The sequence below is a fragment of the Bacillus sp. IBL03825 genome (assembly GCF_024712505.1).
Lineage (GTDB): Bacteria > Bacillota > Bacilli > Bacillales > Bacillaceae_G > Bacillus_A > Bacillus_A wiedmannii.
Window position 1 is genome coordinate 1,575,457 of record NZ_JAMXKE010000001.1, and the last position, 23,288, is coordinate 1,598,744.

The 23,288-nt window shown below is 36.3% G+C and carries 18 protein-coding genes and 1 pseudogene; 16 read left to right on the forward strand and 3 right to left on the reverse strand.

Annotation, left to right across the window (positions count from 1 at the left end):
• Nucleotides 1–104: 104 nt before the first annotated feature.
• The 8 genes from NHG49_RS08360 (at nucleotide 105) to NHG49_RS08395 (ending at nucleotide 11,927) form a co-directional block, all read left to right on the forward strand.
• Complete coding sequence (locus NHG49_RS08360) at nucleotides 105–5,003, forward strand: phage tail tape measure protein (RefSeq protein ID WP_258125739.1); 4,899 nt, start codon at nucleotides 105–107, stop codon at nucleotides 5,001–5,003.
• Nucleotides 5,000–5,872: a phage tail family protein gene (locus tag NHG49_RS08365; protein ID WP_258125740.1), complete on the forward strand. Its 873-nt coding sequence runs from the start codon at nucleotides 5,000–5,002 to the stop codon at nucleotides 5,870–5,872. The genes NHG49_RS08360 and NHG49_RS08365 overlap by 4 nt, the downstream gene beginning before the upstream one ends.
• A gap of 25 nt (nucleotides 5,873–5,897) precedes the next feature.
• A complete protein-coding gene (locus NHG49_RS08370; RefSeq protein WP_258125741.1) occupies nucleotides 5,898–6,752 on the forward strand; it encodes a structural protein in 855 nt (284 codons plus the stop codon).
• A gap of 16 nt (nucleotides 6,753–6,768) precedes the next feature.
• On the forward strand, nucleotides 6,769–7,890 hold the full coding sequence (locus NHG49_RS08375) for a siphovirus ReqiPepy6 Gp37-like family protein (protein WP_258125744.1): 1,122 nt from the start codon (nucleotides 6,769–6,771) through the stop codon (nucleotides 7,888–7,890).
• Between the two features lie 47 nt (nucleotides 7,891–7,937).
• Nucleotides 7,938–10,541 (forward strand): phage baseplate upper protein, encoded by a 2,604-nt coding sequence (locus NHG49_RS08380; RefSeq protein WP_258125745.1) that lies wholly within the window; start codon nucleotides 7,938–7,940, stop codon nucleotides 10,539–10,541.
• Between the two features lie 72 nt (nucleotides 10,542–10,613).
• On the forward strand, nucleotides 10,614–10,898 hold the full coding sequence (locus tag NHG49_RS08385; protein ID WP_098082691.1) for a hypothetical protein: 285 nt from the start codon (nucleotides 10,614–10,616) through the stop codon (nucleotides 10,896–10,898).
• A gap of 14 nt (nucleotides 10,899–10,912) precedes the next feature.
• Nucleotides 10,913–11,143: a phage holin gene (locus NHG49_RS08390; RefSeq protein WP_098356600.1), complete on the forward strand. Its 231-nt coding sequence runs from the start codon at nucleotides 10,913–10,915 to the stop codon at nucleotides 11,141–11,143.
• Between the two features lie 16 nt (nucleotides 11,144–11,159).
• Nucleotides 11,160–11,927, forward strand: a complete 768-nt coding sequence (locus NHG49_RS08395) for an N-acetylmuramoyl-L-alanine amidase (RefSeq protein WP_258125748.1) — start codon at nucleotides 11,160–11,162, stop codon at nucleotides 11,925–11,927.
• Nucleotides 11,928–11,958: 31 nt separating this feature from the next.
• On the opposite strand, the gene NHG49_RS08400 is transcribed toward NHG49_RS08395, so the two are convergent.
• Complete coding sequence (locus NHG49_RS08400; protein ID WP_258125749.1) at nucleotides 11,959–12,165, reverse strand: helix-turn-helix transcriptional regulator; 207 nt, start codon at nucleotides 12,163–12,165, stop codon at nucleotides 11,959–11,961.
• A gap of 304 nt (nucleotides 12,166–12,469) precedes the next feature.
• On the opposite strand from NHG49_RS08400, the gene NHG49_RS08405 reads away from it, so the two are divergent.
• The 5 genes from NHG49_RS08405 to NHG49_RS08425 are packed head-to-tail and all read left to right on the forward strand — an operon-like array spanning nucleotide 12,470 to nucleotide 15,245.
• Nucleotides 12,470–12,862 (forward strand): hypothetical protein, encoded by a 393-nt coding sequence (locus tag NHG49_RS08405; RefSeq protein WP_258125750.1) that lies wholly within the window; start codon nucleotides 12,470–12,472, stop codon nucleotides 12,860–12,862.
• Between the two features lie 12 nt (nucleotides 12,863–12,874).
• Entirely contained in the window at nucleotides 12,875–13,198 is a 324-nt protein-coding gene (locus NHG49_RS08410) for a hypothetical protein (RefSeq protein ID WP_258125752.1), read from the forward strand.
• 10 nt (nucleotides 13,199–13,208) lie between these two features.
• Nucleotides 13,209–14,369, forward strand: coding sequence for an FtsK/SpoIIIE domain-containing protein (locus tag NHG49_RS08415; protein ID WP_258125754.1), 1,161 nt, complete (start codon nucleotides 13,209–13,211; stop codon nucleotides 14,367–14,369).
• Complete coding sequence (locus NHG49_RS08420) at nucleotides 14,359–15,009, forward strand: replication-relaxation family protein (protein WP_258125755.1); 651 nt, start codon at nucleotides 14,359–14,361, stop codon at nucleotides 15,007–15,009. Before NHG49_RS08415 ends, NHG49_RS08420 begins: the two co-directional genes overlap by 11 nt.
• Before the next feature lie 20 nt (nucleotides 15,010–15,029).
• Nucleotides 15,030–15,245, forward strand: a complete 216-nt coding sequence (locus NHG49_RS08425; protein ID WP_258125756.1) for a hypothetical protein — start codon at nucleotides 15,030–15,032, stop codon at nucleotides 15,243–15,245.
• Between the two features lie 26 nt (nucleotides 15,246–15,271).
• On the opposite strand, the gene NHG49_RS08430 is transcribed toward NHG49_RS08425, so the two are convergent.
• Nucleotides 15,272–15,508 carry a helix-turn-helix domain-containing protein gene (locus NHG49_RS08430; RefSeq protein ID WP_258125757.1) on the reverse strand — a complete coding sequence of 79 codons (237 nt, stop codon included), beginning with the start codon at nucleotides 15,506–15,508 and terminating at the stop codon, nucleotides 15,272–15,274.
• A 163-nt stretch (nucleotides 15,509–15,671) separates the two neighbouring features.
• On the opposite strand from NHG49_RS08430, the gene NHG49_RS08435 reads away from it, so the two are divergent.
• The 3 genes from NHG49_RS08435 to NHG49_RS08445 all read left to right on the forward strand — a co-directional run bounded on the left by NHG49_RS08435 (nucleotide 15,672) and on the right by NHG49_RS08445 (nucleotide 18,193).
• On the forward strand, nucleotides 15,672–15,791 hold the full coding sequence (locus NHG49_RS08435) for a DUF3961 domain-containing protein (protein ID WP_023521579.1): 120 nt from the start codon (nucleotides 15,672–15,674) through the stop codon (nucleotides 15,789–15,791).
• 15 nt (nucleotides 15,792–15,806) lie between these two features.
• Nucleotides 15,807–16,670 (forward strand): helix-turn-helix domain-containing protein, encoded by an 864-nt coding sequence (locus NHG49_RS08440; protein ID WP_258125758.1) that lies wholly within the window; start codon nucleotides 15,807–15,809, stop codon nucleotides 16,668–16,670.
• 74 nt (nucleotides 16,671–16,744) lie between these two features.
• On the forward strand, nucleotides 16,745–18,193 hold the full coding sequence (locus NHG49_RS08445; RefSeq protein WP_258125759.1) for a recombinase family protein: 1,449 nt from the start codon (nucleotides 16,745–16,747) through the stop codon (nucleotides 18,191–18,193).
• Nucleotides 18,194–18,210: 17 nt separating this feature from the next.
• Here NHG49_RS08445 and NHG49_RS08450 read toward each other — a convergent pair.
• Nucleotides 18,211–23,199: pseudogene (locus NHG49_RS08450) on the reverse strand (DUF7507 domain-containing protein); the annotation flags it as partial.
• Between the last annotated feature and the right edge of the window lie 89 nt (nucleotides 23,200–23,288).

A 23,288-nucleotide genomic window follows, 5' to 3' on the forward strand; every position in this document is an offset into this window, starting at 1 on the left:
ATATTGCGTTTTACTTTACCTGTATGGCTAGAAAACAAAAGGCAAATCGTGTGACAACAGCTAATCAAGCTCCAGCATGGTTATAAAGGTAGGTGAGAATTTAAATGGCACTAGGAGATAATACAATAGGTGGTCGTGTCCGCTTGGATACAGATCAATTTGAAAATGGCATTGCAGGTATTAATAGAAGTTTGAAAAGAATAGATGCTGAATTTCGGAACACTTCAGAACAGCTACGTGGTGTTGGATCTGAGATGGATCAATTGGAAAATAAGACAAACCATCTAAATCAAAAGATTGAAGCGCAAACACAAAAGATGAAGCATTATGAGCAAGCTTTGAGGACTTCACAACAAAAACAACAAGAAATGCGCCAAAAATGTGAGCAGTTAGCTACATCTATGCAACAATTAGAACAAGAGATACAGCAAAGTACTCAGGCATACGGGAAAAATGCCCAAGAAACAAAAGACCTACAAGCTCAATATAATCAATTACAGCAAGAATATAAGCAAGGTACACAAGCTTTACAGCGATTGACTGCACAAGTTTCTCGAAATGATACAGCGTTTAATAATGCTTCAGCAGCGTTACATCGTTTTCGTAATGAATTAGGTGATACAGAAGAAAGAATGGATCAGCTAAGCAACGTTTCTGGAAGAATGCGTGAGCGCATGAATGAAGTCGGAAATAGTATGCAAGAAACTGGCACTAGAATTAGCCAAGGGTTTGGAGCAGCAGCAGTTGGTGTAGCGGCAGGAGTTGGAGCTTTAGTAGTAAACGCGAGTCAATTTGAAGAGGCAAACAAGAAAGTACAGGCTGGTTTAGGATTAACAAGGGAAGAAAGCTTAAAAGTTAGTGCTGTAGCAAGAGAAGTATGGCGTGAAGGCTATGGGGAAGATTTAGCTAGTGTCAGCGATTCTTTAGTTAAAGTAAAGCGCAATATTAAAGATATAAATGATGATGAAACATTAAAACAAGTGACTCGCGATAGTGAGATTTTAGCAGAGACGATGGAGTCAGATGTAAACGAGGTAACTCGTGGTGCAGCCCAATTAATGGGGCGATTTGGTTTATCGGGTCAACAAGCTTTTGATTTATTAGCACAAGGTTCCGCAAAGGGATTAAATTACTCAAACGAGCTTTTCGATAATTTGAGCGAGTATGGGCCGTTATTTAATGAAATGGGATTTAGTGCGGAAGAAATGTTCACAATTCTTATTAATGGTAGTAAAAACGGAGCATATAATCTCGACTATGTGAACGATGTAATGAAGGAATTCCAAATCCGTGTGAAGGATGGTTCAAAATCTACTTCAGACGCAATGGGGGAAATGTCAAAAGGAACACAGAAAGTATGGCAGGAGTTCTTAAAAGGTAAAGGGACAGTAAAAGATGTCTTTAATGCGGTTTTAAATGAACTTAAGTCAAGTGACGATCAAATTAAAGTTAACCAACTTGGAGTTTCACTGTTCGGGACAAAATGGGAAGATCTCGAAGCTACTACTATGTTATCACTAAACAACATGGAAACAGGGCTAGGTGATTATAGTGGTGCAATGAATAAAATGGTTGACGGTTATGATACAAGTGCAAAACAATGGAAATCCGTCACTCGCGAATTACAAATTGCATTAGAACCACTTGGCAAGGTGATTTTAGATATCGCTAAACAAGCCATACCTGAATTAAAAGAATCAATTAAAGGTGTAGCAGATTGGTTCAACGGATTAGATGATAGTACGAAAAAAGTATATGGTACATCATTATTATTAGCCCCGGTAGTATTAGGAGTAGTGAGTGCTCTTGGAATGCTTTCTTTTGCTATAGGAGCAATTATAGCGAACCCGATTGTTGCAACAATTGGTGGGGTTGTAATTGGATTAGGAGCACTAGGATTTGCTTTTGCTGAAGCAGGAAAAAAAGCGAAACAAGCAGAAGAAGATAGCCGTAAATATGGTGAGGGTGTAAGTGAAGGTACAAAAAAAGCACTCGAAGGATACGTAAATTTAAAAGAAAAAGCTTTTAAAACATTAGATGAAATCCCGGTGCTTACTGGAGATAAAGCGAAAGAAGCTGTTCAGCGAGCACATGATGAATTTGGTAAGTTAGCGGACGAAGCTATTCAAGCAATAAATAAAGATAAAGGCAAGCTTCAGGCTCATTTAGATAGTTGGTTTTCGGGTGAAACAGATTCAGCTGTATTAAGAGCAAAAGACAAAATTCTTAATGATCAAATGGAAGTATTTAAAGCACAAGAAGAAGCAGTTATCAAGGCGAACGAGAAGATTCAAAGCTTACTCACACAATATAATGGACAGATATATAAAATGAGCGCAGCTGATAAGTCTGTATTTCTTGCAGCTTTAAAGTCCATTGATAGTGAAGTTGGAAAATCAGCATCTAAAAGTGTAGATGAGATTCAAAAAATCGGCAAAGCAATGGATAATTTCAACAAGAATACGTCTGTTGAAACGATTCAAGGAAAAGTAAAAGATTTAGGAAAACAATATACAAGTTTATATAATGACTTAGATAAAGCAAGACAAAAGGAAATAGAGTTTGCGAAAAGTAAAATAGCTGATACCAAAGGACAAGAAGTTGCGATTGCGCAAATTAATAAGAAATACTCAGAGCAGTCTATCCTCATTACAGAAGGTTATAAACAACAGCTTCAACATGCTCAAGAAGTGTTAAAGTCTAAAGGAATTGAAATGGACTTAACATCAGGCATTACAAAAGCCGAACAAGAAAAAATTACAATTCAAGGTAGAAGTTTTGGTGAATACGTTAAGAATTCAGAAATGATTGAGAGCAAGAATGACAATCTCTTTAGAAGACTCCAAGAACGATCAGCAAAAGAGTCTGAATTACGTCAAAAAAGTGCAGAAGAAGTAAAAAGATATGGTGAGGCTTTAATTGCGAATTCTAATACTGTTTATGATAGTCTTTTTCAATCGACACGCGAAAAGGCTGTGCAAGTTGGTAGTGATATCGCTTATGCCTTGGAAGATGGTACAAAGGCTGTTAATTTAGGGGAAAAAGGCGTAGTAAAGGTAGAAGAATTTGTTGATGGTATAAAAACGGGAAAATATAAGGTTCAGGATGTAGCAGTTGCTCTTATTAATACCATGCGGATTGAAATGGGGAATAAACCATTAACAGCAGAAGGTATTAAGGTCATGAACACATTTGCAGATGGTTTAAAGCAAATGAACGTATCTGATATTGCTACAAAATTAAATCTGGATCTCAAAAAGAACTTAGAGGTTGATTTAGGACCACTTGGTAAAATGACATCAACACAATTTGTAAATGGCTTGAAAGAAGGCACAGTTGGTATAGACGCTGTGTTTATTTTTTTTCAACAACATTTATCTAAGCTAACTGCAAAAGATTTGTCCCAAGATGGCACGAAAATAATGGCCACTTTAAAAACAGGGATGGAAACGGGATTCCTTAGCGTACAAGATGTATTGCAAAAGCTTGGGATTAGTATCGAAGATAAAACGAAATATAATCTTGGTCCAAATGGTGAAGTTACTATTTCTTCACTTGTGAAAGGATTACAGACAGGGCAATTCAGTATCGATCAGGCACTTGAAGTAATCAGACAAATGGTTGTAACAAAGACAAATGTCGATACAACACAACAAGGAGCAAACATCTCCCAAACAACAGCAGATGGAATTCGTCAAAATGGCGGTCAACCTGTTCAAGCAGCAGGTGAAGTGAAACAAGGAGTAGAAGGAACACTTGGCTCTACCACAGATGGAAACGGTGGGGCAATGTCCACTTTGCTTATGAGGCAATTCATGGCACAAAATAAACCGGGAATTGTTGGAGAAGCAAGTGGAATAAAACAAGGTGTAGAACAACAATTAGGGAGCACAACAGATAACAATGGTGGTAATAATTCAACTTCTATGATGAGAAACAATATTGTTAATAATCATGGGAGTGTGGTTGGAGCGGCTTCCGGTGTGAAATCGGGAGTTGAGATCAGCTTAGGTAGTACAACGGATGGGAATGGCGGTTCAAATTCAACTAACATTATGCAGCGAATGATTAGTGGGAATAGAGGTAATGTAGTTGGATCTGCATCTAGTGTGAAACAAGGAGTAGAAGGAACACTTGGAAGTGCTACGGACGGTGGTGGTGGTGCAAAAGCTGGTAGCGACTTTGCTAGAGGAATAGGGAACCAAAGTGGTAGTGCACGTTCTAGCGGTGTAAGTGTTGCGGAAAGTGGGAAATCTGGTTTAAATAGTGTAAGTGCAAATAGCGCGGGTGGAAGTTTCGCACAGGGATTTGCAGATGGAATGTCAAGTAAAGGGTCAATTGTATCAAGAGTTGCTTCAGGTCTTGCACAGGGGGCATTTGCTGCGTTGAGAGCCACACTTGATGTAAACTCACCATCTAAGCTTACAAGAGATCAAGGTGGTATGCCATTTGGTGAAGGTTTTGCTTTAGGTATTAAACAGTCATCATCTATGGCTGAAAAAGAAAGTCGTACACTTGCATTTCAAGCGAATAGTGCTTTAGTAAATGAGTTGAATAAAAATGAACACACTTTTGCAGGAGTTCGAATGGCACAAGGAATTGCATCAGGTATTAAGAGCCAATCTTCAATCGTTCGGGATGCCTTACAAAATACTGTGGAAGGTGCAATGGATGGAATCCGCTCTTTTAAACCAAATCAACTCCTTAGTCTACAGGGGAACTTTTCGGGTAACATGCGTGAAATTATTTCAAATATCGGAAGGAATATAGCAAGGTTTGAAAATCTTTCCTCAATGGATATAGGTCGTTTAAGAGGATGGGAAACTGTTATTTCAAATAACAATAGAAATCGCGAACATGCGCCTGTTGATAATAAAACAATACAACCTAAGACGCCAACACAAATTGTAAATCATTTTTATAATCAAGATACCTCTGAAGTCATGAGGCAGCAGCAAAGAGTGCTAAATGAAGTAGCTTTCACATGGGGAGGGACATCATGAGTAAGCGAGTAATAATCGAAAATCAAAGACAAGAAAAAGTGGAATTCGGCCCATTACGCCCATACGTCCTCACTTCAATTGACCTTTCAGGGAGTGAAGCTGATATTGTTCAGTCTCAAGGATATATGCAAGATGGTTTTACTCCTAGAGCGGTTACAATGAAAGGGATGCAATATCCCATTGAATTTTATATTGAAGCTTCAAATTCAAAAGAATTGTTTGAATTGCGCAGGAAGTTAAATCGTGTATTAAATCCTAAATCAGGGCCATTTACAATAACTGTACAAATGCCACATGGTACATTTCAAAATACAATTATGATTGAAAACTTGCCGAAATACAGGGTAGAAGATGAACAGTTTTTGATTTTACAACAAGGATTGTTTCATATTACTACACCAGATCCATATTGGAAAAATGAAAGTGATATAGAAGTTCCTTTATTATCATGGGAACCAAAATTTAGTTTTCCTTTTTCATTTAAACCCAAGGTACAGTTTGGATATAAAGGTGAACAACAAAACGTAATCAATAACGGTGATGAGGAAACACCTGTCAAAATAGATATTTACGGTCCTTGTACAAATCCAAGGATCACGAATTTTACAACGATGAAAGCTGTGCAAATCAATCGGGATATTCTTGCAGGAGAACGTCTTGAAATCAATACAGCATATGGTCAAAATACCGTTGAACTTGTAGGTATAGATGGAACGAGAACAAATGCGTATAACTGGATTGCCCCGGGAGTGAGGTTGAATGAATTTAGATTGCAAGTTGGTCTAAATGTATTAGATTATAGTGCGAATGCAGGTAGGGATAGCGCTACAGTTATTATCCGTTTTAGAGATAGATATACAGGGATATAAAAATAAAAGAAAGGGGTGAGAACGCATGGCAGGTGAGCGTTCTTTTTTCTTTGATGGTGAAGATAAATTATACAATTCTCAAGACTTTGCTCAATTATTTGATATGTTTTTCGGAACTGGAGTCGTAAAAGGGTATCTGAATAACATGAATATAATTTCCTTATCGGATGGTATGAAAACCTCTGTAAACTCAGGGTGTGCGGTGATATACGGAAGAGGGTATGTCCTTGATGGATTACGGATTTTAACACATGACCCAGCACATGCCACGTTAGACCGTATAGATCGGATTATTTTACAGTTAAATCTTGCAACTAGAAGCATTAATCTTATGGTAAAAAAGGGAGCGGTAGCAGCGCTTCCAGTACCTCCAACATTACAACAAGATAATATGAACAAAGGAGGTATTATATATGAGTTGCCAATTGCCCAAGTTCGAATTATAAAAGGGAAATCATTTATTGATGGTACGCAAATCACCGATGATCGTAATTTTTGTGATTTACAGGGACAAACAGGTTTATATGCGAAGAAGAAACAATCAGATTGGGTTGTACCAGAGTTTAAAAACGGATGGACACCAGCAAGGAGCAATGGGAAGGTTTCTTATTTTCTAGATCAGTTTGGGATTATTCATTTTCGAGGGGCTGTTATGAATGGGCTCAAAGATGATGGTAGTGTTATTTTAAAGATTCCAGACGATCTCGCTCCATTGGAACCGCAATATAGACCTGTTACTACAATTGACAATAATGGGTGGTTCGCAATTGGTCATCTTGCTATGTGGACAGATGGACAATTGATATGTAAAAGTGTACCGGTAAATCGAGAGGTAGACGTTTCTAGTATTTCGTATCCAACAAAATATGCACATCTATAAGGAAGGGGAATGAGAATTGATTATATATACTCCAGATTTACAAAAAATTGGTGAAATTAGCGATTATGAATCCCTTAGTTTTGGGCGTTCATGGGAAGATGTTGGAACCTTTGAATTAAAAGTTCCCAATGATGCCAAATATGCAATCGGTCTCTTTGATGATAACTTTATTTTAATAGATGAAAAACGTGTAGGAGTTATTACAAATTATTCAATAGATAAAAATGATAATAGAACGGTAAAAGGATTTCAATTAAAAAAGATTTTGGGTAACCGAATCATTACCCCGCCACCAAATACAACTCATGATAGACGTTATGCAGATGCAGAAACAGTTATGAAACATTATGTAGATAGGCATGCGGTATATCCAACAGATTCAAACCGATTAATTCCGAATCTCGTTATAAAGGTAAATCAAAAAAGAGGCGGATATCTCCAAGTTGAGAGTCGTTTAAAAAATCTTGCAGAACAACTAAAAGAAATATCCTTGGCGTCTGAGTTAGGATGGGATGTATATCTAGATGAAACAACTAGACAATTTGTTTTCGATGTTTTTGCTGGGAGAAACGTGACAAGACATCAACAAACATACCCACCTGTCATTTTCTCCATTGCATTTGAAAATGTTCTGGAACGTGAATTTGAAAAAGACATATCAAACTATAAAAATACAGCATACGTCGGCGGACAAGGTGAGGGAGAAGAGAGGAGGATTGTAGAGGTTTCGAAAGAACAAGCCAAAGGTTTAGCAAGAAAAGAAGTATTTATCGATGCTAGAGATGTAAGTAATCAAACAGAAGATAAAAAAGATAAACCTGAATCGGAAATTAATCAAATGCTTTCAGATCGCGGTCGACAAAAACTAGAGAGCGAATACAATGAAATTGTTTCGTTTGCATGTGTTATAACGGAGAAACCGGGTATGGAATATGAGAAGGATTGGACAATTGGGGATATTGTAACATGTGAGGATGAAAAGATTGGGGTAACAATGGATGCTAGGGTAACGAATGTGGAAGAAATATCTATAAACAATAAGAAGGATTTGAAAGTAACATTTGGTACGAAACGTATGGATATCACCAAGTTGCTCCAAAGAGAACTTTCTCAAATTAAAAACATCATCCGAAATTAAGACCTGTATGTAAACAGGTCTTTTTTCTATAGAAAGGAGTGAGCAACTTGAAAAATTCATATGAAATAACTGTAGACATTAGGAAACCTAATGAGTCCTATAATATTGAGTTTTCGCAGAACAGTTTAAATACTTCTGAACTCATTATTCATGTTTTAGAAGATGGAAAAGCCTTTGTATTAAAAGATACAGATATTATTATTGTAGCCTTTAAAAAGCCAGATCGAACAACAGTACTCCAGCAAGAAGAAGTAAAAGTGATTGATAAAGCGAATGGGAAGATCAGTTTAATGTTGGTCACCCAGACTTTAGCAAAGTCAGGAGAAGTATTTGGTGAAATTTCAATTGAGCGAGAAGAGGATGGAATCAAACAAAGAGGAAGTTCTTATCCTTTTAATTTTAAAGTAAGGCAATCTTTTTTAGCGGATGAGAATTTCGAATCGAAAAATCAATTAGGAATTATCGATAAAGGAATAAAATTGGTTGAAGAATTTGAAAAAGTAGATATTCCAGCATTACAACAGGCACAACAACAAGTTGTACAAATTCAAGAAAGGGTAGATCAACGGGGGTTAGATTTATCAAGCTTTGGTGCAAAGGGTGACGGGTCCAATGACATAGGAGCATTTGAAAAAATGTTTGCAAATACCAATAAGATAAAAACAGTTTATGTGCCGGATGGTGTATATGGTATTTCGAAAACACTTGTAGTACCGCCTAAAGTGAAAATGGTATTTGCACCGAACGCAGTACTAGTTCCGTTAACTGATGTGAATGTTATCCAATTAAAACCGGAAGCGTATGTCGAAGGTGTGACAATTGATTTGAGGACGATGAAAATACCATTTACAAAGGCTGGTATTTACTTAAATGCATCCGATATCTTTCAATTTTATGAGCAAACGCATATGTTGAAGGACATTAATATACTTGGGAAACGAGCAACTGAAGGATGGACAGGTACAGGGATTCTCATGGAAGCAACGGAGCCTATGACGTATATCGATAATGTAAAGTGCAATAACATTACGATTACAAACATGCAAAAGGGCATCCATTTACGAGTAGACAAAAGTATTACAAAAGAAGCCGATATGGCTTGGGTAAATGCGAACTTCTTCCATCAAGTTACAATAATGAACGTGGAATATGGATTATACCTTGAGGGAGACAGTAAGGTTCCACGAGATGTAGGTGGAAACCTGTTTGACCAAGTCCAGTTTCAGGCTGAAGCAGGAACAAAACGTTTGATTTATTGTGAAGGTGGTACAAATCGTTTTGATATATTCGGTTGGGATATACACAAATTAAAGCCGACAGAAGCAGCGTATGAGTTTACGAAGTCTGCAAGGTTTAACCAAATTGTAAGCCCAATGGCGCAAGAAATAACAGAAGGTTGGATAGATAACGGTTATATGAACAGTTTTCTAAGCCCAAATAACTATGTATCAGACAAAAGAATTAACGCATTACCAATTAGTTTACCGAGCAGACCTAACTTTTTAGGAAACCAAGATGATTATATTGTGAATGGGCATAAACGTGGATACAAAGTAACAAAAGTTTCAACACATCCACTTCTTTCAGGTGAGTTAGCAGATATTCTTACATTTGACACAGAATCAGGAATTACATTCGATGGTACAAACGCTACTTATGAGAATCCAATTGTAATTGAAATTGATACGGCAACTGATCCGATTTGGTATGCGTCATTTTTACAAGTTATGTCAAGTTGGGGAAGTCAACCGCAAAATTATGAAATGGAAATGTTTGATGATTTGAGTAAACAATGGATCGGTGTCCATTGGACAAAGAATAATCGCTCTCAAGAAATTGCAGTTTCAGCGCCATGGGCAGCGGTAGATAAGTGTACAAAGATTAGAATTAAATGTTGGGGAAGTAACCTATCAAATAAGCGGATTGGGATTTCAAGGGTAATGCTAACAAGTGCTAAAGATGGTGGGAAAGCATATCTTCCTTATACAGATTATATTAAAGAAACAAACGATATAAATATGCCGCCATTGTTACCAAATGATAAGAGAATTGTTGGAGAACAAGATGATGTATTATTGTTGGCGGATAAACGGTACAAAGTGTCCTCAATAGGGGCAACAAGAACGAGCGGAAATATATGGGGAATGTTCAGTATGAGAAGAGAACAGTCTTGTCGCTGGTCTGATCCAACACAAGAGGCTCCAATTATCATAGAGATAGATTGTAGCTCAAATCCATTGTCATATGTGGAGTCAATCGGTCTTTCATTTGCTTGGGGAGAAACACCAAAAAACATAAAAATTGAAAGAGTGACTACATTAAATGGAGCGTATACACAGATTGCTAATGTAACTGGAAATACAGCGGCGGTAGTTCATGTGGCTGCAAGGTCAGCAGCTACATACAAACTTAAAATTACTATCTATGGTTCCAATAATGATAATAAGTTTATAAGAATCAATCGCATATTCGCTACGAGTGGTGATGATTACCCAAAAACGTTTGTGAATGCAGAATCAGATAACACGGTTTATGGAAATTTTATTTTTGGTGATGCAAGTAAAAGTATTGTTATGAAAAGTCCGGATGGATCTTTATGGAAATTAGTTGTGGATGATTTAGGCGCATTACATCTTGAAAAACAAACTTAAATAAAATATGGGTTGTATAACGAAAAAGTGACAAATATAGTCGCTTTTTTATTTTGAGGTGGGGTGATTGTAGTGGATCAAAAGGAGTATGAGCGTATAACAAAACTTGAAGTAAAGCTCGAATCTATGAACGAAACGATGATGCGAATTGAAAAGAATTTAGAACGCAATCACAGCAATTATATAGGTCGTACAGAAGTAATCGAGATGTTCAAACTTCGAGACCGTGAAATTAATGATTTGAGACAAGAACAAGAAAAAAATGATGCTAACAAAAAAGCGCATATATCAATTTGGATTTCAGGACTGTCATTGGCAGTCCTTTTATTATTTAACATTTTAAATTTCCTGAAATGAGAGGAGGTGAAATCATGAAAAATCTTGATGCAGCTTCAATTAGTCGTTATGTCGTATTAGTGATTGCTGTAATTAATAGTGTCTTAAATCTTGTGGGATACCAAACGATTGATGACAAAATCACAAACGATCTAGTCGCTGTAATTACGGGGGCATTCACTTTGTATATGGCTTGGAAAAACAACTATTTGAGTAACAAAGGCTTACAGCAAAAAGATGTATTAGAAAAAAATAACTTACACTAAAAGGAGAGGTTAAATAATGGGTTGTTTTGCAGGTTCAGGTGGTCATAATCAAAAAGTACCGGGAGCAAATAGTCAATACGGAATCGAGCATGTGGAGGATAGACGTTTCTTAGATGCTGTTGCTAAATATGTACAGGCAGCAGGGTGGAAATATGTCAACTGTTCTGATGAAGTAGGATCGACAAAATATGATGTTTGGAATAATGCAGCTAATAATCACTTGCGTGTTAAAGATAGTAATGTAGATTGTCAATTTCATTTAAATGCTACTCTAGGTGGGACAGGTTGTGAAGTATGGTTACATCCTTCATACGGGAACAGAGAATTAGCAGCAAAGATTTCAAAAGCAATGGCTGATGCATTCGGATTAAGAGATCGAGGAATCAAATTTTCTACTGAATTAGGGTGGATTAATAAAACTAAAACGGGGCTCCTTCCTGAAATTTGCTTTATCGATAATGAAACGGATATGCAAAAATACCGTGCTAATTTTGATAAAGCGGCTAAAGCGGTAGCGGAAGTTATTGTAGGGAAACCTATTCAATCTTCTGGTACAAGTCAACCTAATACACCGTCTAAACAAAATATTATCCAATCAGGTGCTTTCTCGCCTTATGAAACTCCTGATGTTATGGGAGCATTAACTTCTGTTAAAATGACTGCTAATTTTAAATTGCAGTCGGATGGATTAACGTATTTCATTTCTGATCCAACGTCAGATGCTCAATTAAATGCAATGAAAGAATACCTTGGCCGTAAAGAATTTTGGTATGAAGTTAAATAAAAAACCCGTCTCCTTGTGGAGGCGGTTTTTTTTATTTGCCTTCATTTTCTTCTTCAATCCAAATTTCCTCAACGCGCATATTAATTGCTTTTGCAATACGCATAGCAACTCTAAGTGTCGGTTCACTTTTCCCTCTAACTATCATGCTCAGCGTTTGATCTGTTATGCCAGCTCGTCTTGCTAATGCAGATTGTTTAATCATTTTATCGGCTAAAATCTCTTTCAATTTGCACTTCATAAAAATTCCCCCTTTTAAAGTATTCAATCATATTTTTGAAAGAACTTTTTATTTTTTTATTGTCGGACAAACAAGTTTTTAGGGATAAAGTCATATATCTATACCAAAGCAATTACAAAGGTAAGAGAACATGCATAGCCACAACAAAAGAGAACTTTACTACAAAAGTAGCAACAATGGTAAGCAAATAGAGGATACCAAGGTAATTACCAATGTACCTATCAAGGTTCGATTACAATGGTTTTGATTCCTGCAATATGATAATGGCGGGTTTTCTAATTTTGTTTATAAAGGGGAGAGGGAAATGGAAAATGGATATGAGGTTATTGGAAATAAAATAAAGTTCTTTTTAAATCAAGATCAAACAAAAGGATGGAATCAAATTCCGAAACCTAAATTTAGAAACATTCAAGAAATAAATGAGTGGTGTGGAAGTTCTGCTAATGAGATAGTTTGTCAATGGGATGCACTAAATCAAAATGCAATGAGTACATCGGAAACCACAGATTTTTTATATAGGTGGATGAGTTGGTATGTAACCAAACCTTTAGATAGCACAGCAGTCGAAATAAGGAAATTGCCGGATGAGTTAGCGATATTCATTACGAATGTTCCATTCGATGCGATCGACTTATTGAAGCGCACTTCTCAGATGGTTTTAGAGTGTGTATGTTTAATGTTTAAAATGTTCATGTGAAGGAGTGGTTTTATGTTTAAGCGAAAAGAAATCATACCATTTCGTGAATTTATGGATGGATCATTTAAGAAGCGAAAACAAACAAAGGTATTAAGCATTGAACCAATCAGTCCTATAGCATTTTTTCATATGGCTCAACCGCTTGTACACACATATGTAGCGCTAGGGATATTGGGGGGACTTACAATTGGAGCCGTTTTATTGGAAAGATACTTAGTTCAAAATGATCACATTACAGCAGGTAAATTGGTATCCGATGGATTGTATCATGGACTTCGGATAGGTAGTATTGGCTTCATTGTATATGTGTTCATTCGTATCGTAAGGATGTTTTAAAGGGGAGTGTATGAACTTGATGAAGGAATGGTTTCATAAAAGAGCTATCAAGAATCTGTTAATTGAGGTATTCAAAAAAAGTGGTATCTATTATGAACATCAAACAAGGGGCGGTAAATTACCCGTTTTCCCTAAAATCCATAATGTTTTAGAAACAAAAGATTCTATTCGATATACATTTACTTTACCGAACGGAGTAGATCCACAAACGATTGAAAAGAAATGGTTTTGCTTTCAGCAAATCTTAGGAAAGGAACTGGCAATTGAAGGGGATATCAAGCGCTTTGTACTTCACTCGTTCAAACATAATAAAAGTTTACAAGCATACTCGTATAACTATTCAGATTGGTTACCACATCTAAAAGGACATAGCATCCCTGTAGTGGTAGGAAAGGACCAATTTGGGAAACGGATTGTATATGATATGACGGATTCCAATAGCCCACACCTATTAATAGCAGGAGAAACCGGATCAGGAAAGAGCAGTATGGTTCGAGTTATATTGTCTACATGGATTCAACATTTACCACCAGAATCATTGCAGCTTTATTTAGGTGATTTGAAGAACTCAGAATTTCATTTTTTAAGAAGAGTGCAGCATGTAAAGAAAGTGTGCATGGAAGAAGCAGAAATGGAGTTAATGTTAAATCAGTTGTGGATGGAAATTATCAAAAGACGTAAGTGCATGGAGAAATATGAAGTGGACCATGTTATCGAATACAACAAAGTAACCAGAGAATACAAATTACCTTATATTGTAATTTGTATTGATGAAGTAGCTATGTTGGAAGATGAAACCGAGAGTATGAAGATTGTTAGGAAAATATCAGCTGTTGGGCGATCCCTAGGCGTGTTTTTACTGTTATCGATGCAACGTCCGGATGCAACTGTTATTGATGGTAAATTAAAAGTAAATATGACGGTCAGAATGGGCTTTCAATGTGATTCGTCACTAAATGCAGGGATTATTGGTACCCCTGGTGCAGAAATGTTAGAGCAATCCGGACAAATGATTTTTAAATTAAAGGGATTAAAGAAAGTGCAAGCTCCAGAATTAAAATTAGAAAAAGCAAAGAAACTATTGGCTCCTTTCAGAAGGAAAAGAGAAATAGAAGTAAGTGATGAAGTGAAAGAAGAGCCTTTATTTGGGGTGTTAGATGATGAGGAATAGGGATATGGCCATTCTAAAGGATTTGAAGAAGTTTCGTTGTATGTCAAGAGATGATATTGCTGAATTACATTTTAGTCATTTGAAAAATCCGATAACCTCATGTAATACAGTGTTAAAAAGATTACGTAGAGATGGACATATAGAAGTAAACACAACATTCCAGCCATATGTATATTTCCTTCAACCTAGTGCAATTAGAAAGACGAGTCAGAAAATACCACATTTTTTAGGTATAGTAGACACGTATAAACAGTTGATTCAACATGAGAACCCAAAAGTTTTTAAGGTAGAGCCGAAGTATGGAAAAGAATATATGGAACCGGATATATTTGCGATTTGGCGGAAAGCTCCTTTTTTCATCGAAGTACAAAAATCAATATACAGTAAAGCTGTTATGCAAGAGAAAATAAAACGGTATGAAATGTATTTTTACAGTATGAAGTGGCAAGAAGAATCATGGCAGCCCACTAATAAAAAAATATTCCCCGCAATTTTAATTCTTACTGATAGGAAATATGATGTTTCTAGTAGCAATTTCCGTATCTTTCAAGCGCAATCAATTAAAGATTTCCTCAACCAAACAACACCTAAACAACCCAAAAAAGATATCTCTATTCAAGTTGGATCAAGAAAAAATTAATTTAAAAGGAGTGATTTATTATGAGTGAAGCAACAAAAGAGTTAAATGAAATTTTGCGTAAGTATGATGTGAGTGCTGAAGACGTAATCGAAATGATGTCACAATGGTTAGAAAGAAAAGTTTATGATGATCGTGAAGAAACTTTAGAGGAATATGGAGAAAACGATTTTATACGTTTAGATAATCTTCATGCTGAAATAAATAAATTAGATTGGAAGTATAATTTCATGTATTAAAAAAAGAGCTGATCATTTTCGAATGATTAGCTCTTTTTTATGTATTGTACTACATCGTCTATTTTATAAGTTTTATTAATACCTTTTTCCGCAGCAATGGAATTTAAAGCATCGATGATAGCTTCAAGTGAATCAAAACGAACAGCATTAGCATTACCATTCACCAAATCGCTAATTGTGTTGTACCTTACTTGGGATTCTGTAGATAATTTGTTTTTAGTAATCCCCAATTCATTTAAAGAATTTCCGAGTGTGAATTTCATTGTATTCTCCTCCGCAGCACTGGTTATCTTGTACTCATTTTACAACAGTAAACGGAAATAGTAAAACTTTTTTCGTTCAACTATTGACGTTGAACATTTAGAAGTTTATAATTCAACTTAAATAGTTGAACTTAAATAGTTTAACTTAAAGGGAGGAACAAACATGCAAAGATTAAATGATTATTTTGGTTTAGAAAGCAAATCAGATCTTGTATGGTTTTATGGTTTCTACACAGTTTCTATGATTTTAATTGTAATTAATATGATTATTGTACTTATATAACTGGGAGGTAAGGAGATGCTTAGTTCAGCAAACTATAAGCAATACAAAGAGTTGCAATCGTTTCAATCGGTTGATGAGATGAATGAAACAATACGCTCCTTTTTATACAAACATACACATGAATTATCTGAATCAGCAATCAATGTATTGAAATACTTAGCAAGACATTCTTGTAAAATACCGGGTGTATCTTTTTTGAAAGTAGCAACGATCGCTACAGCTTTAGGAATAAGTGCCAGAACGGTTCAAAGGGTGCTGAAGATATTAGAAGATTTCGAGGTGTTGGCTAGACATAAAACAATTCGAAAGGAAGGAAAACTAAGAGGAGGGAATGGACACAACGTCTATGTCCTTCTAAAAAATTATAGTGTCATACCGAATGTCCCAGCGGAAATGTCACAGGGGGAAAGCGCTGAAAACCCTATAAATTCAAAGGTTTCTGACACGAAATTGGACAAGGAAGCAGAGTTTTCTGAATCACACCCTCTAGAAGAATTTAAAAACGAATTAAACGTAAAAGAAACGTCACCAAGGGAATCCAAGAAAATTGAATTAGAAGAATTGGATGAAACCTTCACACCTGAAAATGTACCGAATCAATTTCGAGATACTGTAGCACCTTACTTTAGATCCGCAAACAAAATATATAAACTATACCACCGAGTATTAATCGCATATAAACGTTCCAAGATAGACAAGCCAATTGAACATGTGATAGATAGAGCGATTCAAGCGTTCAAAGAAACTGTTTTTGCACAAAAATCCAATAAGATTAAGAACACATTTGAGGGATATTTTTATAGGGTACTTGAAAGTAAATTGACGGTTGAAAGAAGAAGAGAATGCAAAGGCACATTATATGATTGGCTAAATGTATAATTAAAAATTGCCCACAGGGAAAAAAACATATATAATTTATTCATTAAATCATTTGTAAAAAAGTGGGTGGAATTGTGAAGTATGCTGTGTATGTAAGGGTTTCAACGGATAGAGATGAACAGGTTTCATCTGTTCAAAACCAAATAGACATCTGTCGATACTGGCTAGAAAAAAACGGATATGAATGGGACTCAAATGCAGTATATTTTGATGATGGTATATCAGGGACTGCGTGGTTAGAGCGACATGCTATGCAATTAATTTTAGAAAAAGCAAGACGAAATGAATTGGATACGGTCGTGTTTAAATCAATCCATCGTTTAGCTAGGGATTTAAGGGACGCCTTAGAAATTAAAGAAATCCTAATAGGACATGGAATACGTTTAGTTACAATAGAGGAGAATTACGACAGCTTATATGAAGGTGGCAATGATATAAAATTCGAAATGTTTGCTATGTTTGCTGCACAATTGCCTAAAACTTTATCTGTATCAATTTCTGCTGCAATGCAAGCGAAAGCGAGAAGAGGAGAGTTTATTGGAAAACCGGGGTTCGGTTACGATGTAGTTGATAAAAAGCTTGTCATTAATGAAAAAGAAGCTGAAGTTGTAAGGGAAATTTTTAACCTGTCGAAGAATGGCTTTGGCTTTAAGAAGATAGCCAGAATTTTAAATGATAAAGGTTCATATACAAAATTAGGACAATTATGGTCGCATACTACTATAGGTAAGGTTTTAAAGAACCGAAAGTACAAAGGTGATCTAGTTTTAAATAGCTATAAAACTGTAAAGGTAGATGGAAAAAAGAAAAGGATATACACTCCAAAAGAGAGATTGACAATTACAGAAGATCATTATCCAGCGATTGTGTCAAAAGAATTATGGAGTGCCGTTAATAAAGATAGGACCACCAGTAAGAAGAAAACAAAACAAGATATGAGAAATGAATTTAGAGGAATGCTATTTTGTAATCATTGTGGCGAGCCAATTATAGCAAAGTATTCAGGCAAATATGCGAAGAAAGATAAAAAAGAATGGGTGTATATGAAATGCAGTAATCATGTACGATTCAATCGATGCGTTAATTTTGATCCAATTCATTATGACGAACTGCGGGAAGCAATCATTTATAGATTGAAACAGCAAGAAAAAGAATTGGAGATACACTTCAATCCGAAAATACGTGAAAAAAGAAAAGATAAATCCATGGAAATCAAGAAGCATATTAAGTTGTTAAAAGATAAAAAAGAGAAACTAATCGATTTATATGTAGAAGGATTAATAGATAAAGAAGTATTTTCGAAGCGTGATTATAGTTTTGAAAATGAAATTAAGGAGCAAGAATTAGACCTTCTTAAGTTAATGGACCAAAATAAGAGAAATAAAGAGGATCAGCAAATCAAAAAAGCTTTTACAATGCTCGAGGAAGAGAAAGACATGCATGAGGTTTTTAAAACTCTAATTAAAAAAATCACATTAAGTAAGGACAAGTATATGGAAATCGAGTATACATTTTCTTTATAGTTTTAAAGTTGGTTATTGGTTACTATAGGATTTGTTACGGTACTACCAACAGCTGGTGTTTCAGTTGGATTCACTGCATATTCGTAGTTTACAAGAGCATTATTCGTTAAAGTTCCACTAGGTGGAATAGCGAGGATTTTCACTTGGAATGTAATGAAAGTAGTGCCTCCTGGTGAAATATCGTCTAAATGAATACCTAATGACGGGTCTAATCCAGGTTGGGAAACGTTATTTATTGTAACGGAATTTGGGATGAAGGATGCGCCTGGTCCAAGTCCATCTGTTAAAACTGTAGCACTAGCAGGGATATTTCCTGTGTTCGTAACTGCAATCGTATAGGTAACGATATCTCCAATTGCAGCAGTCGGTGTGTTCACTGATTTCGTAGCGATGATTGTAGCGTTATTAATTTGAGTTGTTATTACGTTACTTAACGCATTGGCGGATGTTGGAGGTAAGTTAGGATTTATGACATATTGGTATGCTGTATTACTTTGATTAGGGATTGGGTTCGGATTCGGGATGGAATTTACTTGCACTTGGAACGAAATTATCGTATTTGCATTCGGATTTATTGGATCAATTGCTATTCCATTCGCTGGATTTACATTAGGAAGTAGATTCCCATTTACTGTTACACTATTAGGAATAAACGATGTCCCGTTTGGAATTACATCTGTAAAAATCACGTTTGATGCAAGAGTGTTCCCATTATTCGTTAAAGTAGTCGTATACGTAATAATATCATTTACGTTCGCAAACTGTTTATCAGCAGATTTTGTGGCGGTAATCGAGGCGTTATTAATAGTTGTCTGTACAGTGTTAGATACCACCATCTGCATGACAGTTGGTTTGGATGGATCGTACGTGTATTGGAATGTAGTGCCTGATTGATTCGTAATTGGATTTACAGCAGGAATAGTTGGTACAAAAACTTGGAATGAAACGGTACGTGATGAATTTGCCCCAATCGTACCGATCAAAATGCCGTTAGCAGGATTTGCATTTGCTATAGGGACACCGTTAATCGTTACAGTATTAGGAAGGAAGATGGTACCATCTGGAATGATATCTGTAAACGTTACATTAGTGGCAGGGAGATTGCCGTTATTCGTTAAAATTGTTGCATAAGTTATGACATCGCCAACATCAGCGAAATTTGTACTTGTTAGTTTCGTAGCAACAAGATTTGCGGTGTTAATTTGTGTCGTTACGATATTGCTAGTGGCATTTCTAACAACAGCAGGTAAATTTGGATCTGTGATAAAGCTATATTGTAGTGCAGCACTATTTTGAACTGGATTTGGTGAAGGTAAACTATTTGCACTAATTTGAAAAACAATGGTTGTAATTCCACCTGCGGGAATTGTCCCAACTTGAAGACCAACACTTGGATCAGCACCTAGCTGTAAAGCGCCGCCTATAAAAATACTATTTGGTACAAGAGTCGTACCAGGAGGGAGTATGTCGGTAACGACTACATTATTCGCTGGAGTATTCCCAGGGTTAGCTAAAGCAATTGTATATGTGATTGGTTGCCCAACATCAGCAATAGTTAAATCTACCTGTTTGACAATAACTACATTCGCTAAATTAATTTGTGTGCTTACAGTGTTACTTAAAGAGGTTTCTATAGTTGGTGGATCGCCTGGATTTAGAATAAAGCTATACTGTGTACTAGATGAATTTGTTGTTGGATTTTGTGTAGGTAAAGCAGTGACGGTTACTTCATAAGAAACAGTAATTTCACCGTTAGCAGGAATGGAAGGTAACGGAACACCGACGTTTGGATCAGCGTTATTTTGGAGTACACCATTAATAAGGAAAGTGTTTGGAATAAAGGTAGTACCATCTGGATTTGTATCTACGAAAGTAGGGCTATCAGCAGTAACACTTCCTGCATTCGTTAAAAGAATAGTATAAGTTAATACATCCCCAACAGTAGCAAACGCTCGATCCACTGTTTTTGCTGAAATGACATTTGCATCGTTTACTTGAGTAAATGTAGTGGTTGAAGTAGTGTTCTTACTTACAGGTGAAGCGTTTGGATCCACGATAAAGTTATAGGAAATAGAAGCGCTATTTGAAATAGGATTAGGATTTGGAATGCTAGTTATTAATACTTGGAATGAAGCTGTAATTGTAGTATTTGCATTGATGCTACCAATATTGATGCTAGCTGGTGTAGCACCTGGCTGAGCAACATTGTTAATCGTAACACTGTTTGGTACAAAGGCAGTACCATTCGCAATTGAATCGGATAGTAATACATTGTTCGCCGCAACATTTCCATCGTTTGTAAGAGCAAAGGTATAAGTTAATACATCTCCAACTTCCGCAAATGTTTTATCTACAGATTTAGTAGCTTGAAGATTTGCTAGTCTAATTGTTGATGTAACAGAATTAGAATTTGCTGTTTTTGAAGTTGGTGGCAGACTTGGATTTACACTATATAAATAAGAAACGAAAGCATTATTAATGATAGGATTTTGGGCGGTAATATTGATGACTGTTACTTGGAAAGAAAGTGTAAAAGTAGCTCCGCCAGGAATTGTGCCGATAGGTAAAGCAACGAGAGAATCTACATTTTGCAAAACTCCGTTTAATGTTACAGTACCAGGAGTCAATATCGTTCCATTTGGAAGTGGATCTGTTAGTTGCACGTTAGTTGCAGCTGTATTTCCACTGTTTGTAATGAGGATTGTATAACTTATCGTTTCGCCAATTGTGGCAAATTGTTTGTTTGTTGATTTTGTTAATGTTAAATTCGCGTTGTTAATTTGAGTGGAAACAAGATTAGAAGAGATATTTTTTGTAATTGGTGATTGGCTAGGATTGACGGTATATTGATAAGAAGCGCTTGATCCATTAGATACGACATTTGACGCGAGTATTGTGTTTACTACTACTTGAAAGGAAACATTTTTTGTTGAGCCAGTTGGGATAGATCCAATGTTCACACCGTTAGCAGGATTTGCTCCAACTTGTGTCGTTCCATCTATTGTTAAACTGTTTAGAACAAAAGTTGTTCCAGTAGGAATGACATCTGTAAAAATAACATTGTTCGCATTCGTATTACCTGTACCTGTAAAGGAAACAGTGTACGTTAGCGTATCACCAATATCTGCAAAATTTTTATCTACTGCTTTTGCCATAGTTACAGTAGCGTTATTCACTTGAGTAGATACGATATTCGTCGTATCAGTCCCGCTTACTGCAGGCTGATTTGGCACAGGAATGTATTGATATGTTGTTGTACCACTATTTAATATTGGATTTGTTTGGGGGATAGAAGGAACAAATACTTGAAATGAAATAGTAGTAGTAGAATTTGCAGCAATGGTTCCAATGGATATACCATTAGCGGGATTCGCTCCAGCTTGAATAACTCCGTTAACAGTTACACTTCCTGGAATGAAAGTAGTCCCACTAGGAATTGGATCCGTATATATAACGTTCGTTGCAGCGATATTTCCTATATTAGCTAAGGCAATACTGTAAGTTAACGTTTCACCAATGTCAGTAAAGATTTTGTTAACTGATTTTGTTCCATTAATATCTGCGAGATTAATTTGTGTTCCTGCAGAGTTGCTTGTTGCAAGACCGTTAAAAGTCGTTCCTCCGGCAATCGGTGTATATTGAAATGTAATATTCGCAGTGTTAGAGATAGGATTTTGACTTGGAAGAGAAACGACAGTCGCTTGGAAAGCTACTGTACGAGAAGAGCCATTATTAATTGTCCCCAGAGATATACCGGCGACCGGATTTGCGTTTGTTTGTGGTACGTTATCTATCGTTACGCTTCCAGGTATAAAGGAAGTACCGTTAGGGAGAACATCTGTAAAAGTAACGTTATTTGCAGGAAGAAGCCCGGTGTTAGGAACAGTAACTGTATAGGTTAGAATATCTCCAATTGTAGCGACACTTTTATTCACGCTTTTAGTTGCTTGTATATTAGGTGAGTTTATATTGATTTGTAAACCGACTGTATTTAACATATATGCATCCCCGTTAGTAGTTAAACGAATTGAGGCAGATACTTGGGAATTTGTTAAATAAGGAGAAATATCAATGGAAGTAATGTCCCATCCTTGTCTTCCAGCGGAGATATTTGTACTTGTAGAGGCACTCTGGTTTCGCGTTCCAAATGTCCCAGTTGTATCTAAGTTCCCTGCAGCATTATTAATTTGAGAACCGAAGAAATTATTAACAGCATTATTTGGCCCAGATAATGCATTTAATGAACTGAAATTTGGTCCAAATAAAGCTTGATCCCCAGTTAAATCAGCATCCCCTTCAGTAGAACTTAAAAATAATCTCCCGCTTACAGGTCCCCCGGCAGGTGTTAAAAACCCTGAGACAGATACATCTGCACTACCGGTTTCTACAGAAACGCGGTTACCAGCTACGTAAATTGTTAAATTTCTTGCGGGTAAGGAACCGTTTTGATAAGCGACAATAAGCGTCCATCCTGCAGAATTAATGGCTCCATTAGAAGCGTCTAAAGGATCTACAAGTCCAGGAACAGAACCTGTTGTATAAGATCCAGATCCAGCAGCTTGAACGAGTGACGTTACATCCGCTGATCGTGTGTAAAATCCAAATGTGACAGATCCAGAAACGAATGTTTGATTTGAAGCTGTAACAGCCGAAGGGGTAATTGAGTATGTTGACACAGGTGTTGTAAAAGAAACGGGGTTTCCTAATACACTCGTAATGTTTTGATCACGAGATAAATAGTTTCCACCCCAAACGAGTTCTGCGTAAAGAATAGTACTACCAGCAGGGATATTCAAAATAGCGGTAGAACTATTTTGTGTATAGTTTAATGTTGTACCAGCAGGAAAAGTCGTTACTTGTAAAGCAGTATTCGTAGTTACGAATGCACCAATTGCCCCGATTGTACCAGCACGGTTTTGATTACTAATTTTACTTAACCCGAGTGTATTACCTGTAATTGCGAGTGCGCCGTTAGTGGTGGTAGAAAATCGATTCGTAATGGGCATGTTGTCACCTCATTTACAATATAGTCTTGGTCAAAATAGGATATGTGTGTGACAGATAAAGTGAAACATGTACAAGTTGATTTGATAAT